This window comes from Anaerofustis stercorihominis (assembly GCF_024623185.1).
Lineage (GTDB): Bacteria > Bacillota > Clostridia > Eubacteriales > Anaerofustaceae > Anaerofustis.
Window position 1 is genome coordinate 69,996 of sequence record NZ_JANJZK010000006.1, and the last position, 16,277, is coordinate 86,272.

A 16,277-nucleotide genomic window follows, 5' to 3' on the forward strand; every position below is an offset into this window, starting at 1 on the left:
GCGAAGATTTTTTCGTTCTTTTTTATCTCTAAAAAAGGACTGGGGTTTAGGGCGAAGCCCTATAGGTATATAATATCCCCCGAAGCAGCCTTTAAAAGCCTGTTCATATATGCAAGACCTATACCCTTATTATCCATAGCCTGAACATAGATGATATCCAAATTTTCACTATCCATCTCCCTAAGCAAATAATAAAGATTTCTGCTTGCATCACTTATATCTTTGCCGAAAGATTTGACCTTGATTTTTTTATTGTCAATCTTATGAATGATATAATTAAGCCCTATAAATCCTATATCATCTACCTTTATATCGTCCAAATAACTTATTATATCATCATCATTCCCATTAAGCACGATAACTTTTGTCTTAGGTTTATAATGCTCATATTTCATTCCCGGAGACTTAGGTAAGAGTGCGTCTTCGCTGTTATATCCGTAAACTTTCTTGCCTATGACTTTTTCAATATCTTCCCCGCTTATTTTTCCCGGTCTCAAAAGTTTTATTTTATCACCGGAAACATCTAAAACCGTAGACTCAAGTCCTATCGTAGAATTCTTTGAACAAAGTATCATATCGACTTTACCCGATAATTCCTCTACAAGATATTTTTTGTTTGTAATACTTGGTCTTTTTGAAATATTTGCACTTGGCGCCGCAATGGGAACACCGCATGCTCTTATAAAAGCATTGGCTTCCTTATCACTTGGCATCCTTATACCAACAGTATCAAGTCCGTTAGATACGCTGTTTGGAACTTTGGAAGATTTTTTCATTATAAGTGTCAATGGTCCGGGAAAAAATTCCGACATCAATTTCCTTGCGTCATCACTTACATATGTAACCAACTCATCTATCATACTTAAATCGCTTATATGTACTATCAAAGGATTATCGCTTGGTCTGTTTTTAGCCTTGAATATTTTCTTTACCGCTTCATCATCATAAGCATTTGCACCAAGACCGTATACCGTTTCCGTCGGGAACACTACCGTACCACCCACATTTATAACACTTGCAGCATCGCTGAAAATCTCTGTTAAATTGTCCTCTTTCGTAAGATCGTATATTTTAGTTTCCATAGATAATTCCCTTAAACAATATATTGTTAATTATATCACTTATTTCGTTTTTTACCTACTTTTTATGAGCAAAAAAACAAAAATATAGTTTCAAATATAAAGAGAAATAATCACTAAAAAAAGACGTAAATCAAACCACAATTTACGCCCTTGTAAACTAATTAAAATAGTTTTTTTAATTGTAAAATATCGCACCTGCAAATATAAATAAGCAAGTGATTTGTTTAAAAATAAATATTATTTTTAAACTATTTTTATTATAGACCTTAACCTTAAAATAACCTTAAAATTTATAATTATCGTTTAATTATAAAATTCATTTTTAAGAAGTGAATAATATAACCTATCTTCGTATTCTCCATTATTATAAAAATACTGCCTTAAATTACCGTCATAATGAAGTCCGCATTTTAATATCACTTTTTTAGAAGCCTCGTTTTTCGGTTTATGACATATCTGTACCTTATTTAACTTGATTTCATCAAACCCATATTTTATTACCGACATGCAGGCTTCCGATGCATACCCTTTATTTTGATATTTCTTACCTATACAGTACTCTACTTCCGCAAAGTGATTATCGGTATCTACAAGAAAATAAGAGATTTGTCCTATACATTCATTGTTTTCTTTTAGAATAACAGCCCACCTATAATAATTTAAATCCTTATAACCATTTATGTATCTATTAAGAAGCTCATTTACTTCACCTAAATTTTTATAAACAGGTTCGCAGTATAAATTTTGAACTTCACTGTCTCCTGCCCAATTATCAAAAACTTTCTCACAGTCTTCGGTCTTAAACTTTCTAAGTATAAGCCTTTCAGTTTCGATTGACCTTGTACCTATGGATAACATTTTAAATCCTATTTAAGCATTTTAAGTATCAGCTTAGCTTCTTCCATAATATCCTTAAGTGAACGTTTATTGAGGATATTCACAACTTCAACGACATTCATAGGCTCGTGGATAACATAATCGGCGCCTGCCTTTATAAGAGATTCACCGCCTCTGAAGCCCCAGCCGCAGCCGATAGAAAAGGCTCTTGCATTTTTAGCGATTTGTATATCCACTTCACTGTCCCCTATAAACACTACTTCATCATGGTGAATATCAAGAGTCTGCATTAACTGATTGCATGAAGCGGGATTTGGTTTTAAAGGAAATCCGGAATCTGCTGCTATTATGTGTTTAAATTCGATATCAGAAAAAAATTCATTTAATAAAGGTATCAATAACCTTGAAGGCTTGTTGGTTATAACACATATATCTATATTATTTTTTCTGAGAGCCCTTATGGCATGTCTGATATTTTTATACGGTTTGCAGTTTTCATTATAATGTTTTGAGTAATGATATTGAACTTCCACGTCCATTTCATGCAAAAGCACAGGGTCGTTCATGGTTTTCGGAGTTACAAGATTTATCATGTCGTAACAGCTTCCTCCGAAAATATTCTTGTACTCGTCTATGGGAACCTCATCGAACCCATGATTTTTTAGTACATGATTGATACAAAGAGCTGTATCAACCAAAGTGTCCATTAATGTCCCGTCAAAATCAAAAACGGCTGCTTTTATCATAATATTTCTCCTTTGATTTTATATATTTTATTGTTCATTTAAATTATTTACTATATCGATTATTTCCTTCGGAGAGTTTACTATATATTTTGCTCCGGCTTCTTTTAATTCTTCTACGGGTCTGAACCCCCAGCTTACACCTATTATATTTTCTATATCCCCGTTTATGGCAGTTTTCATATCCACGTTGCTGTCACCTATGTATATGCATTCACTGCTTTTTACATCAAGTTCATTGATAACATGCATGATACATTCTCTGCTTGGCTTGACCGGATACTTATCGGTTTTTCCTAAAATCACGCTAAAAGGATAATCACCAAAGACTTTTTTTAACATAGGAACAGTAAATTCATGTCCTTTATTCGTAAGAACTGCGACCTTTATACCTTTTTCAATCAAATTATCAAGCATTTCTTCAATACCGTCATAAGCACATGTATTATCCATATAGTGCTTTGCGTAATAATCATTAAACTCATTAAAAATTTTTAAAATCCATTCTTCATCATTTTTTTTATCTTCGGGAAGAATTCTAATGCATAAATTCCTTATACCGCTCCCAACAAAAAATCTATATTTTTCAACATCATGAATAGGAAATCCGTTCTTTTTTAAAACAGAGTTTCCCGCATTTGCAAGGTCAGTTAAAGTATTGATTATAGTTCCGTCCAAATCAAAAATCGCAGCTTTGATATTTTCCATTTTTTACTCCTAATCTTAATAAAAAATTTAGTGAAATTATATTTAATTTGTCATTCTTTTGGTATAATAATAAAGTTATGAATGAAGATATAAATACATCAATGAATAAAAATTTAACAATCCTATTTTCTTTAATATATATATTAATGTTACTTGTAACTTTAAATATATCACCTGTTAATAATTATAGCAAAGCTAATGAAAATATACAAAACAAAAATGAAAATACTTTAGTATCATCTGACGATACAAAAGAACCTATTAAATATTCAAAAAATAAAGAGGATAATGCTTTAACAAAAACTGTCTGCAAGGTATATGATTCAAGAGGTAAACTAGCTGGATATATAGATGATAACAAAAAAATCAAAATCATAAAAACTAAGGGAAATAAAGATATTATCTCATATGCGAATACCAATAAATTCAGTGTTTCAGAATTATTATCCTCTATGACAAATATAAATAACGACTTGTTTACCATAGGAGAAGTAAACAAAAACGATATTAAATCAAGAAAACTGAAAAAAATATATCTCACTTTTGATGACGGACCAACACAGATGACTTATAAAGTATTAAAGGTTCTAAAGAAAAATAATATAAAAGCCACATTCTTCTTTAACGGTGCCAAAGATAATGATGGTAAAAAAGTTATAAAAGAAATCGTGAAAGAAGGGCATTTACTTGCACTTCATACTTATTCCCACGATTATAAAAAAGTATATAAGAGTCCAAAAGCTTTCCTTAAAGATTTAGAAAAAAACAGGATCAACTTTTTAAAAGCCACCGGATATGATTGCAGGATCTTCCGTTTCCCCGGAGGAACAAACAATACTATTTCCTTCTCATACGGAGGTAAAAAAGTAATAAAAAAAGCTATTAAATTAACAAAAGCCCATGGATACGATTATGTAGATTGGAACGCATTTCCCGATGATGTCGACGCAAAAATGCCTAAGAAACAATATAACAGGATTATAAAGCAGGCAAAATGGAATGACGAAGTAGTTGTACTTATGCACGTATTTGATAGAAATACAGCTTTGCCAAAAGGTCTTGACCATGTAATAAAAACGCTAAAAAAACAAGGATATACTTTTGACACTGTAGACAATTTAAATAGACCTGTGAAATTTGCTCCGGCTAAATAAAAAGAATAAATATAAAAAGCACCTAAAAAGGTGCTTTTTATATTCAAAAGATAATTAATTTTTGATAATACAGGTTTTATAAATATTCATTTTTAAATTACCAATTATCTAAATATTCATTTAAAATATATATCTTATTTTAAATACTTATTAAAAAATCCAATGCTTCATTAACATTATCAAATTCATATCTCTCCCCGGTAATATAATTTACCGCATCGTTCCATTCCTTTAAACTATAAATATTAGGATCAATACTTCTCAACTCGTGTTGTATATTATATAAATTTTCATTATATCTTAAATCGGATAAATACATACATCCGACTTTAAATGATAGATTTTCCAATAAACCCAAATAGCTTTTCTCCTTCATATCAATACTGCTCCTTAAGTTTCACTAAGTATTTATCATTTAAAATTGCCGAACGAATTAAATTAAGAAGCTCCAGTACACTTCTAAAAGCTACTTTTCTATGTCCTTTCCAAATAACTTCCCCCTGCCAGCTGCTATTACGTCTGTAAATAACATTTATATAAAAAACAATAATATCTTTTTTATTTGGTTTTAACGATTTAGGATCCCAATATTGAGTATAATTGTTTTTTTCTTTACCTTCACTTAACCATTTATCATAAAATTTTTTAGTATGCTTATATTCTTTATCAAAAAAAGTCCTAAGCTTAGTAAATGACTGAGGATTATTAAGTATGTCCATCATTTGATTTATCTTTAAAATCGCATCGTCAAAACCCAAAAAAGTATAAGGTTCAATAAAAAATAAATTATGTATAATCCCCTTTGGATATCCGTTATTTAAATCTTTTATTTTTAACATAAAAATCCTGCCGTTTGGGGGTATTTCTTCCGAATGGAAAGAATGTAAATTTGTTTTTTGAATTAAATATTTCTTATCCAAAAATATTCACTCCTTTATATTACTGAACTAAATTAATATCGATAAAGATAAAAAAAATTTACGTTTTAAAACAAAATGTTTACTTTTAGTTTATTAATCTTAATACCTTTAAATTTCAGATATTGATACATAATTTAATTAATTTGTGTCAATATTTATTTTTTTATTTCATTTTATATGTTTTTATCCTGCACTTTTTAAATATCATTTTTGTTACTAAAAGTAAACTTATAGTAACAAAATAACTTGCTCTGTCCCTTTTGCTAAGATTATTTCAAGTGAAGCCCGAAGGCTTTTTAAATAAAACTTTTTTGCAGGGCTATGCACTACCACCTCTTCGGGGCTTCACCCCGCTCCTCACCAAAACTTCTTACCAATATTATTGATTTCACAAAATATTTTATAAAATTTAAAAGATAAAAAACAATACCTATTTGCAAAGGTAACCATATAGGTTTATTAAATTTGTGATATAATATAATAAAAAAGGATTTATAATATGGAAACAAAGTTTGATTATGTATATAGAAATTTAAAAGAAAAAATAATAAGCGGTGTAATCCCAAAAGGCAATCATCTATCATCTTCAAGAAAACTATGTGATGAATTTCAAGTGAGTATTTATACGATAAATAATGTTCTCAGTAAGCTAAAAGAAGAAGGACTCATTGTTATAGAACCGAGAAAAACTCCAAAAGTTATTTATAATACTAATAAAAACAATACATTAACGAAAAAAATATTATCTCATCGTGATATCCTATTACAAATATATGAAACAATGTCTTTGATTTTACCGGCTATTCTTACATTTTCGGCAAAAGGATTGGACTCAATAAATCTATTACCAAATTATATTCAAATTGAAAAAATCAAAAAAAGAGCACTTCCACCTGAAGAATGGAGAATAATATCAAATATTTATCTGGATATTTTAAAACACAGCGGTAATCCTTTATTTTCAGATTTATATAATAACTTTGAACTTCACAGCTACCTAAGCTTTTTTGCAGAAGAACAAAAAACTTATACGGGGATATGTATTAGAGATAATATCCCTGATATAAAACATTTAGCTACCGCATTGAATTTAAGAGATTCATATAAACGAAATGAAGATTTCAAACAAATTTATAATGAGGTATATTCAATAATAAAATATAGTTTAAAAAAATTAGAACAGACAACAAATGATATGCCTGAACAAACAGGAAGTTTTTCATGGGATATAAGAAGAGGTAAGGATTTCAGATATAGACAAATAACACAAGATTTAATAGATAAAATCGGAAGGGGCATATATCCTCATAATACCTTTTTACCTTCCGAAGCAATTTTGGCAAAAGAGTATAATGCTTCTGTTTCTACGATACGTAAAGCTCTATTAGTACTAAACAAAATAAAATTTACTAAAACCATAAACGGAAAAGGAACTTTAGTATTAACACCTAATGAATTATACATCTAAGAAGCAAATAAAAACCCGGTAGAAAAAAGAAACTCATTATTATATTTATATGCACTTCAGTTAATGATATTGATAATTGGCGTTTCCTCAAAAAGAGCTGCAAAAATGTTCACCGATGAAGAAATCAATATACTGACAGATAAAGCAAAAGACGTAGATAACATATCATTTGATAACATATTGAATGAAATAATCAATAAAACTGATTTGAAACCACTTAAAGAAATACTTATACAAACAAATAAAGTAATCGAATGGGGATACTACTTATCTTTATACAATAATAAAACTCAAAGTATATGCAAGCTAAATAAAAAAAGTTTACAAGCTTGTTATTATTTAAAAAAGAAAGATTATGACAGCTTCGCATTCGAAATGGAAGATTGTTTCCGATTGATTTTAAAAGCTGTTCGTAAATATATGATAGAAATAAATAATATAAAAGAGGCTGAAGGTATTCTTATTCCATAATAACAATATTTTATTACACAAAAAAAGAGCATTAAAATGCTCTTTTTATTTTTCATTGTTTTCCAAAGCATGTTTTACAAATTCTCTGAACAAAGGATGTGCTCTGTTAGGTCTGCTTTTAAATTCAGGATGTGCCTGAGTAGCAACATACCAAGGATGATCTTTGATTTCAACCATTTCAACCAATACTCTGCTTGGTGATATACCGGAGATGATCATTCCCGCTTCTTCAAGCTTATCTCTGTATTCGTTGTTTACTTCATATCTATGACGATGTCTTTCGGAAATATGTTCTTCCCCGTATGCTTCGTATGCTTTTGTCCCTTCTTTTAAATCACAAGGATAAGCACCAAGTCTCATCGTTCCGCCTTTATTATCTATATCTTTTTGTTCCGGCATTAAGTCTATAACAGGATTTTTTGTGTTTTCATCAAATTCAGAACTGGTTGCGTCTTTTATTCCAAGAACATTTCTTGCAAATTCTATTACGGCAACCTGCATTCCAAGACAAAGTCCCAAGTAAGGAACTTTATTTTCTCTTGCATATTTAGCGGCAAGAAGTTTTCCTTCGACACCTCTTGTTCCGAACCCGCCGGGAACGATAATACCGTTTACGTCTTTTAATTTATCTTCAACGTTATCTTTAGTTATTTCTTCGGAATCGATCCAGTCTATCTCAACTTCGGCTTCATTTTCTATACCGCCGTGATACAATGCTTCCGCAACGGATAAATAAGCGTCTCTTAAAGAAACATATTTACCTACAAGGGCAATCTTAACTTTCTTGTTTATAGATTTAACCTTATCAACGACTTGCTCCCATTCGGAAAGATCAAGTTCTTTTGCTGGTATATTTAAACATTTGATGACATAATCGGCAAGACCTTCATCTTCAAGAGACATCGGTACTTCATATAAAGTTTCAGCATCATAGTTAGGGATTACGGCTTCCTTAGGAACGTCACAGAATAACGCTATCTTTTCTTTGATAGATTCCGATACAGGCAGTTCACTTCTCGGAACTATGATATTAGGCTGGATACCGATACTTCTAAGTTCTTTGACCGAATGCTGTGTAGGTTTTGTTTTAAGTTCCATTGCTTTTCCAAGGTAAGGAAGCAGTGTAACATGTATGTATAATACTCTGCCCGGACAGTCACCTTTCATCTGTCTTATAGCTTCAAGGAAAGGCTGGCTTTCTATATCCCCAACGGTCCCGCCTATCTCACTTATTACAACATCCGCCCCGGATTCTTCTCCTGCGGCTTTAATGAAATCTTTTATTTCATTGGTGATATGAGGTATTACCTGAACAGTCCCTCCGAGGAAATCACCTTTTCTTTCCTTAGATATGATAGACCAGTAAATCTTACCTGTCGTTATATTACTTTTATTCGAACAATTTATATCTATAAATCTTTCATAATGACCAAGGTCCAAGTCAGTCTCTGCACCATCTTCGGTCACAAAAACTTCCCCATGCTGGAATGGAGACATCGTTCCCGGGTCAAAATTTAAATATGGGTCTAATTTTTGAATGAATACATTAACCCCTCTTGCTTTAAGTAATCTTCCTAAACTTGCCGCAGTTATTCCTTTACCAAGTGATGAAACTACTCCGCCTGTTACGAAAATATAATATGGTTGCATAATTAACTCCTTACTCATCGATTACATCATCTTTTATTAATTTATTTCTAAATAGGTATACTACAAATAATATGATACCATAAAGTAAACTTATTGCAACTAACATTTTAAAATCCTTACCGATAAGCCCCGCACCTAAAAGACCGGGGTATAGTATCCCGGGTGTTCTCGCAAGCAATAAAAAAACAATAAATTCCTTATATGAAAGATTACTGCTTCCCGCTATCAAACATAAGGCATCATCGGGAAAAAACGGAAGTAAAAATGCTAAAAATAAACTCAGTTTACCTTTTTTACCGGACACTATTTTTAAATAATGGTCATAAGTTTCCTTTTCAACAAACTTAAGAGCGACCTTCTCACTGAAATGTTTACCAAGGGCAAACATGACCATACTTCCGAGATATATCGCAAGTCCGTTGAGTATAAGACTGTTTACAAAACCAAACAGCCCTCCTCCGACAACACCAAGAACGTTACCCGGTATCGGAGCAATAATAACCTGTAAAAACTGCAAACTAAAAAAAACTAAAGGAGCCCATACACCAAAACCGGAAATGAACGCCTTTAATCTTGTGGGGTTTGTAAAAAAATCAAACCCCACCTTGTTAATAACGAATGCAATCAATAATCCTATACTTATTACTAAGAGAGTTATTCCCGCAATTCGTTTTTTATTCATTATTTTCTTCCAACAGCTTTTTTAGCAGCTTCAATGATATCCGGAGTATCAATATGGTATTTAGCTAATAATGCATCGGGAGTACCGCTTTCACCGAATGTATCCTGAACAGCTACATATTCCATCGGAACAGGACATTCTTCACTAAGTGCCTGAGATACAACGCTTCCGAGACCACCATAAACAGAATGTTCTTCACAAGTAACGATAGCACCTGTTTCTTTTGCAGCTTTAACAACAGCAGCTTTGTCAAGAGGCTTGATTGTAGCCATGTTGATAACTCTCGCATTGATACCGTCTTTTTTAAGTTCTTCAGCTGCTTCGATAGCTTTTTGAACCATGATACCGCAAGCAATCAATGTTACATCGTCGCCTTCTTTGATTGTTGCAGCTTTACCAACTTCAAATTTATAATCATCACCGAAAACTACAGGTGTAGCAGCTCTTGCAAATCTCATAAATACAGGACCGTCGATTTCCGCAGCAGCTTTAACTACTTGTTTAGCTTCTGTATCATCGGCAGGAACGATAACTGTCATGTTAGGAAGAGCGTTCATAAGAGCGATATCTTCTAACATTTGGTGAGTAGCACCGTCTTCACCTACTGTAAGTCCGGCATGTGTCAAAGCAAGTTTAACATTTAATTTTGGATAACATACAGCGTTTCTTACTGCATCGTAAGCTCTTCCTGTACCAAATACAGCAAAAGTAGATACGAATGGGATTTTACCTGCAAGGGATAAACCGGCAGCTAAACATACCATGTCCATTTCAGCAATACCAGCATTAAAATGTCTTTCAGGGAATGCTTTTTTAAATACGCCTGATTTTGTAGCTCCGGCTAGATCGGCATCTAATACAACGATGTTAGAATTTTCTTTACCAAGTTCTGTTACGGCGTTTCCGTAAGATTCTCTAGTAGCAATATTACTCATTATTTCCAACCTCCTAATTCTTCAATAGCTTCTTTAGCTTGTTCTTCACTAGGAGCTTTTCCATGCCAACCAACTTGGTTTTCCATGAATGAAACACCTTTACCTTTTACTGTCTTACAAATAATTACACTAGGTTTTCCTTTACAAGCTTTAGCTTCTTCGTTAGCTTTTCTTAATTTGTCAAAGTCATGTCCGTCATCTACATTGATTACATTGAAACCGAATGCAGCGAATTTTTCATCGATTGGGTATGGAGACATAACGTCTGTTATAGGTCCGTCGATTTGTAGATTATTGTTATCTACATATACGATTAAGTTATCAAGTTTGTAATGACTTGCAGCCATTGCAGCTTCCCAGATAGTACCTTCTTGGATTTCACCGTCTCCAACCAAGGTATAAACAGTAGAATCTTTACCGTCTAATTTGTTACCTAAAGCAAGACCGGCAGCTACAGGGAAACCAAGTCCCAATGAACCCGCTGTCATATCAACGCCCGGGCATTTATTGATTGCAGGGTGACCTTGAAGTCTAGTATTGATTTTTCTGAATGTCTTAAGTTCATCTCTTTCAATAATTCCTTTTTCAGCAAGAGCAGCATATAAAACAGGTGATGCATGTCCTTTACTTAAAATAAATTTATCTCTGTTTGGATCGTCAAGATTGTCTTTATCGATATTCATAGCTTCAAAGTAAAGATATGTAACGATATCGGCACTTGATAAAGATCCGCCTGGATGTCCGCTTTGTGCAGCAGCTACTTCTGTAATAATGCCGACTCTGACATTATTAGCAATTGTTTTTAAATCCATAATTCTTCATTTCCTTTCAAAATATAATATTTTTTATGAAAAAATTGAGCTAATAGATTTACCGGTATGGATTATCTTTACTGCCTTAGCAAGTAAAGGCGCAACAGATAACACCGTAATCTTGTCAATTTTCTTATCAGCTGTTAATGGGATAGTATTTGTAGCTATCAATCTGTCAATAGCCGAGTTTTCAATTCTTTCTACCGCCGGACCCGATAATACAGGGTGAGTACAAGCACAAATTATCTTACTTGCACCGAGCTGTTCCAAAGCATTGGCCGCACCTACGATAGTACCTCCGGTATCTATCATATCGTCGATCATAATGACTTTCTTTCCTCTTACTTCCCCGATAACGTTCATTACTTCCGCAACATTATCCTTTGGTCTTCTCTTATCTATTATTGCTAAAGGAACATTTAAATATTCCGCTAACTTTCTTGAACGTTTAACGCTTCCTGCGTCAGGAGACACAACGACCACATTATCCATACTTTCATTTTCGGAAAGGATGTAATCGGCGATAATTGGTCTACCGTATAATCTGTCAAATGGTATGTTAAAGAACCCTTGAATTTGGTCTGCATGCAGGTCGATAGAAATAACTCTGTCAGCACCGGCAGTAGTCAGCATATCAGCAACCAATCTGGCTGTGATAGGAACTCTTCCCTTTTCCTTTCTATCTTGTCTTGCATAGCCGTAGTAAGGCATAACAACGTTAATCCTTCCGGCAGAAGCTCTCTTAAGCGCATCTATTATTATTAATAATTCCATTAAATTATCATTGACCGGATAACATAAAGATTGAATGACAAAAACGTCTCTTCCTCTAACTGATTCATTGATTGTTACATTGATTTCTCCGTCAGAGAATTTACCGATTTTTGCCGAACATAGAGGTAATGCTAAATTGTCTGCTATTTCTTGTGCCAAAGCCTTATTTGAATTACCTGCAAGTAAACAAATGTCTGAAAAAGATTCTATCATTTTCTACTCCCCATTATATTTTATATTTTATTAAAATAGTGACTAAACTATTTATAAACTTATTATAGCAAAATTTGATTTGTTTTTAAATTGTAATGTAATAACTTTTTATTTTTTTTTGTATCCTTTTTTTACTGTCTGTCTGCTCCTTGCAATTGCAAGAGAGTCTTTTTCAACGTCATCAGTAAGTGTGGAGCCTGCTGCAATATAAACATTATCATCTATATTTATAGGTGCAACAAGGTTTACATTACACCCTACAAAACAGTTATCCCCAACTTTTGTACGATATTTCTTTTTACCGTCATAGTTTACGAATACTACTCCGCACCCAACATTGGTATTCTCTCCTATATCGCCGTCTCCGATATATGTAAGATGACTTACCTTAGTGCCGTTTCCGATAGAAGAGTTTTTGACTTCCACGAAATTACCCAGTCTGGTATTGTCTTTTATATCCGCATTCGGTCTTAAATGAACATAAGGACCTATTTGATTGTTGTCATTTACTTTTGCGTCAACAATAACGCAGTTATCTATCTTGTTGTTATTTCCGATTATACTATTTTCAATTCTCGAAGAATAAATAATATTCTCTTTTCCTATAACACTGCCTTTTTTGATTATCGTATTGGGATAAATAACAGTGTCTGTTCCGACTTTAACGTTTCTGTCTATATATGTAGATTTAGGGTCGATAATCGTCACCCCGTCTAACATCAATTCTTTATTTATTTTTTCTCTGAACAATTCTTCACATTTGGATAATTCATACCTGTTGTTTGCAGCTTCGATAATATTACCTTCACTTGCGGCAAATGCATCTACATTATAATCATTATCTTTAAATATTTCAATCATATCAGTAATGTAGTATTCGTTTTGAGCATTATTTGTGGAAAGCTCATCCAAATGTTTTAAAAGTTTTTCTATATCAAATATGTAAGTCCCCGAATTTACTTCTTTTATTTCAGCTTCATTTTTATCAGCGTCTTTGAGTTCGACTATTTTTTCCAGCCTTCCGTTTTTTCTAACTATTCTGCCGTAACTCTTCGCATCGTCTAAAATAGCGGTAAGAACACCTAAATCCAGTTCGTTATCATAAGAATATTTAACGAAATCATTTATGATATCTTTATTTATCAAAGGAGCGTCACCGCATAAAACAAGTATCTTTCCTTTTTTTCCTTTAAGGAATTCCCTTGCCATCATAACTGCATGTCCGGTCCCGAGTTGCTCACTTTGAAGGAAGTAACTATACTTATCTCCCGTCATTTCCTTGACCATTTCGGCTTTATATCCGACTACAACTCCGATATCTTCAATACCCGCTTCTTCCACATTTAAAATAACATGTTTTAGAAGTGTTTCTCCGCATATTTCATGAAGTACTTTGGGTTTATCGGATTTCATTCTCGTACCAAGCCCTCCAGCAAGGATTAACGCCGATACGTATTCGTTTCTTTTCTCCATAATTTTCACCTACCAGCTAACATTATAATAAAGAAGTGAGAAAAAGTACATAAAAAATTTAAATTTATTCCTTTTATTTATTTATGTATGGTAAAATATTTGTAATATAGAAAGAAAGGAATGAAAAAAATGACAAAAGTAAAGATAGAAATGGAAGACGGCGATATTATGCTCGCTAAGCTTTACGAGGATATAGCACCAATAACATGTGACAATTTCATTAAACTTGCTAAAAAAGGATTTTATAACGGACTTATATTCCATAGAGTAATAAAAGGATTTATGATACAGGGCGGATGTCCCGACGGGAACGGAATGGGTGGTCCCGGACATACAATAAAAGGAGAGTTCTCTTCCAACGGGATTAAAAACGACTTAAAACACGAAAGAGGCGTTTTATCCATGGCAAGAAGTATGGATAAAAATTCCGCGGGAAGCCAGTTCTTTATCATGCACGAAAATGCTCCCCATTTAGACGGAGACTATGCGGCATTCGGAAAACTTATCGAAGGATATGACGTTTTAGATAAAATAGCGGAGACTCCGACAGATTATATGGACAAACCAAAAGAAGAAAGAAAAATAAAAGAAATCACTATTATTGAAGATTAAAATATAATTAATCATATGATTATGTAAAAAATAATTTAATACAAGTATATTATAATAAATCAATATTATTTTATTATGATATCAAATATGCTTTAAAAGCTGAAGTTTAATCCCAATAACATTTTATATTATTGGGATTTTTATTTGTTTTGCAAGTGAGTTTTAATTCTTATATTTTAAAATCACTTTAAATAAAAATATATAAATCAAATTTACCAAAACACCTTTAATATCATTTTAGGGTGTTTTTTTATTAAAATCATAACAAAACAAATATAAAGGTATATAATTATATCAATGAAAAGAGGGAAAGGTATGAAAAATAAAAATATATTATTTATTTTTACATTTATGATTTGCATAAGTATTTTATCTCCGGTAAGTGCCAAAACAAATCTATACGATTTGATAAGAGGAGATAAGTATTTTAAAACTAAATGTATAAATGTAATAGAAAATAAAAAAAGCGAAGCTGATATATCTAAAAAAAATGTAATATACGTTTCTTCTAAAAATGGAGATGATAACAATAAAGGTACAAAATCATCACCGTATAAGACCATAAAAAAAGGATTATCCAAAACAAAGGCAGGATACACCCTTGTTTTAAGAAGCGGTAATTACAAAGAAAAAATTGATATAAAGAAAAAAGGGAATAGAAACAAATATATTACAATAAGAAATTACAACAAAGAAAAAGTAGTCATAGACGGTTCCAACATAAAAAAACATAGCTCAATAATAGATTTAAATAATTCTTCATACATAAAAATAATAGGACTTACTATTAAAAATGCAAAAGGAAATGATATAGCAGGTATCAATCTATCAAGCGGAGCAAACCATATCATTTTAACAAATAATAGAATTACGAATATAAGAGTTAAAAATCCAAAGAAAGAAGAATATACAAACGGGATTTTGCTCCTTGGAGAAAGCGGAAAACATAAGATAAATAATATACTTATAAATAATAATAAATTATATGATATGGATACCGGATGGGGAGAATGTATTTCAGTATCCGCAAACAATGAAAATATAAATATCATAAAAAATAATTTTAATAAAACAGGGAATATCGGTATTGACCTAACAGGAAATTACGGATACTGCAAAACAAAAAAAGCAGATTTCCCAAGAAAATGTTTTGTGTATAAAAATATTATAAAAAACGAGAAGTCAAAATATGCGACAAGCTACGGTCTTTACGTAGACGGAGGACAAGATATCAGACTACAAAGCAATAAAATAACAAACTCCGGCGGAGGGATCGAAATCGGCTCGGAAAGAAAACCAATAAAGAAGTACAGCACAAAAAATATAAAAGTATATAACAATAAGGTATACGACTGCAGTGAAAATGGAATTACAGTGGGAGGATATAAAAAAAGTTTGGGGACGGTTTATAATGTAACTTTGTATAAAAATAAATGCATCAACAGCGGAAAAAAGGAAGCTATACTCACAATATCAAAAGCAAAGGGTATAAATGTAAAAAATAATATATTTTCAAATAAATATTCCAACTCTCCTATTGTTTATATCCCTTTTAATAAAAAATATAGCGATAATTTGAAATTTAATAAAAATATTTATTACAGCAAGGGAAAGGCTTCTAAATCAAAATATTACTACAAAGGAAAATATATCAAATCATTTAAAAAGTGGACTAAAGTGTCAAAAGACAAAGAAGGTAAATTTAAAAAAGTAAATTATTAAAAACACATATCATTTTATCAT

17 protein-coding genes are annotated in these 16,277 nt (G+C 32.0%); 5 read left to right on the forward strand and 12 right to left on the reverse strand.

Going from position 1 to position 16,277, the window contains the following annotated elements; translation table 11 throughout:
* Positions 1-59: 59 nt before the first annotated feature.
* From NSA01_RS05010 to NSA01_RS05025, 4 genes are all read right to left on the reverse strand, one after another.
* Positions 60-1,082, reverse strand: a complete 1,023-nt coding sequence (locus tag NSA01_RS05010; protein ID WP_257480412.1) for an L-threonylcarbamoyladenylate synthase — start codon at positions 1,080-1,082, stop codon at positions 60-62.
* Between the two features lie 303 nt (positions 1,083-1,385).
* A complete protein-coding gene (locus tag NSA01_RS05015) occupies positions 1,386-1,940 on the reverse strand; it encodes a GNAT family N-acetyltransferase (protein WP_257480413.1) in 555 nt (184 codons plus the stop codon).
* 8 nt (positions 1,941-1,948) lie between these two features.
* Positions 1,949-2,665, reverse strand: coding sequence for an HAD family hydrolase (locus NSA01_RS05020; protein ID WP_257480414.1), 717 nt, complete (start codon positions 2,663-2,665; stop codon positions 1,949-1,951).
* 27 nt (positions 2,666-2,692) lie between these two features.
* Positions 2,693-3,370, reverse strand: coding sequence for an HAD family hydrolase (locus tag NSA01_RS05025; RefSeq protein ID WP_257480415.1), 678 nt, complete (start codon positions 3,368-3,370; stop codon positions 2,693-2,695).
* Between the two features lie 101 nt (positions 3,371-3,471).
* Here NSA01_RS05025 and NSA01_RS05030 point away from each other — a divergent pair, with 101 nt between their 5' ends.
* Complete coding sequence (locus NSA01_RS05030; RefSeq protein ID WP_257480416.1) at positions 3,472-4,524, forward strand: polysaccharide deacetylase family protein; 1,053 nt, start codon at positions 3,472-3,474, stop codon at positions 4,522-4,524.
* A 139-nt stretch (positions 4,525-4,663) separates the two neighbouring features.
* On the opposite strand, the gene NSA01_RS05035 is transcribed toward NSA01_RS05030, so the two are convergent.
* Positions 4,664-4,900: a hypothetical protein gene (locus tag NSA01_RS05035; protein WP_257480417.1), complete on the reverse strand. Its 237-nt coding sequence runs from the start codon at positions 4,898-4,900 to the stop codon at positions 4,664-4,666.
* 1 nt (position 4,901) lies between these two features.
* Complete coding sequence (locus NSA01_RS05040) at positions 4,902-5,444, reverse strand: hypothetical protein (RefSeq protein ID WP_257480418.1); 543 nt, start codon at positions 5,442-5,444, stop codon at positions 4,902-4,904.
* A gap of 499 nt (positions 5,445-5,943) precedes the next feature.
* Here NSA01_RS05040 and NSA01_RS05045 point away from each other — a divergent pair, with 499 nt between their 5' ends.
* Positions 5,944-6,912 carry a GntR family transcriptional regulator gene (locus tag NSA01_RS05045; RefSeq protein ID WP_257480419.1) on the forward strand — a complete coding sequence of 323 codons (969 nt, stop codon included), beginning with the start codon at positions 5,944-5,946 and terminating at the stop codon, positions 6,910-6,912.
* 105 nt (positions 6,913-7,017) lie between these two features.
* Positions 7,018-7,383: a hypothetical protein gene (locus tag NSA01_RS05050; RefSeq protein WP_257480420.1), complete on the forward strand. Its 366-nt coding sequence runs from the start codon at positions 7,018-7,020 to the stop codon at positions 7,381-7,383.
* A gap of 45 nt (positions 7,384-7,428) precedes the next feature.
* Here NSA01_RS05050 and NSA01_RS05055 read toward each other — a convergent pair whose 3' ends face one another.
* From NSA01_RS05055 to glmU, 6 genes are all read right to left on the reverse strand, one after another.
* Complete coding sequence (locus NSA01_RS05055; RefSeq protein ID WP_257480421.1) at positions 7,429-9,033, reverse strand: CTP synthase; 1,605 nt, start codon at positions 9,031-9,033, stop codon at positions 7,429-7,431.
* Between the two features lie 10 nt (positions 9,034-9,043).
* On the reverse strand, positions 9,044-9,715 hold the full coding sequence (locus NSA01_RS05060; protein WP_257480422.1) for a TVP38/TMEM64 family protein: 672 nt from the start codon (positions 9,713-9,715) through the stop codon (positions 9,044-9,046).
* Entirely contained in the window at positions 9,715-10,650 is a 936-nt protein-coding gene (locus NSA01_RS05065; protein WP_007050946.1) for a transketolase family protein, read from the reverse strand. The genes NSA01_RS05060 and NSA01_RS05065 overlap by 1 nt, the downstream gene beginning before the upstream one ends.
* Positions 10,650-11,462 carry a transketolase gene (locus tag NSA01_RS05070; RefSeq protein WP_257480423.1) on the reverse strand — a complete coding sequence of 271 codons (813 nt, stop codon included), beginning with the start codon at positions 11,460-11,462 and terminating at the stop codon, positions 10,650-10,652. The genes NSA01_RS05065 and NSA01_RS05070 overlap by 1 nt, the downstream gene beginning before the upstream one ends.
* Positions 11,463-11,495: 33 nt before the next feature.
* Entirely contained in the window at positions 11,496-12,449 is a 954-nt protein-coding gene (locus NSA01_RS05075) for a ribose-phosphate diphosphokinase (protein WP_257480424.1), read from the reverse strand.
* Between the two features lie 108 nt (positions 12,450-12,557).
* The gene (gene glmU / locus NSA01_RS05080; protein WP_257480425.1) at positions 12,558-13,922 is read right to left on the reverse strand and encodes a bifunctional UDP-N-acetylglucosamine diphosphorylase/glucosamine-1-phosphate N-acetyltransferase GlmU; all 1,365 of its coding nucleotides are present in this window, start codon (positions 13,920-13,922) and stop codon (positions 12,558-12,560) included.
* A 120-nt stretch (positions 13,923-14,042) separates the two neighbouring features.
* On the opposite strand from glmU, the gene NSA01_RS05085 reads away from it, so the two are divergent.
* Both NSA01_RS05085 and NSA01_RS05090 read left to right on the forward strand, forming a co-directional pair.
* Positions 14,043-14,534 carry a peptidylprolyl isomerase gene (locus NSA01_RS05085; RefSeq protein WP_257480426.1) on the forward strand — a complete coding sequence of 164 codons (492 nt, stop codon included), beginning with the start codon at positions 14,043-14,045 and terminating at the stop codon, positions 14,532-14,534.
* A gap of 315 nt (positions 14,535-14,849) precedes the next feature.
* Positions 14,850-16,256 carry a DUF1565 domain-containing protein gene (locus NSA01_RS05090; RefSeq protein WP_257480427.1) on the forward strand — a complete coding sequence of 469 codons (1,407 nt, stop codon included), beginning with the start codon at positions 14,850-14,852 and terminating at the stop codon, positions 16,254-16,256.
* The last annotated feature ends 21 nt before the right edge of the window (positions 16,257-16,277 follow it).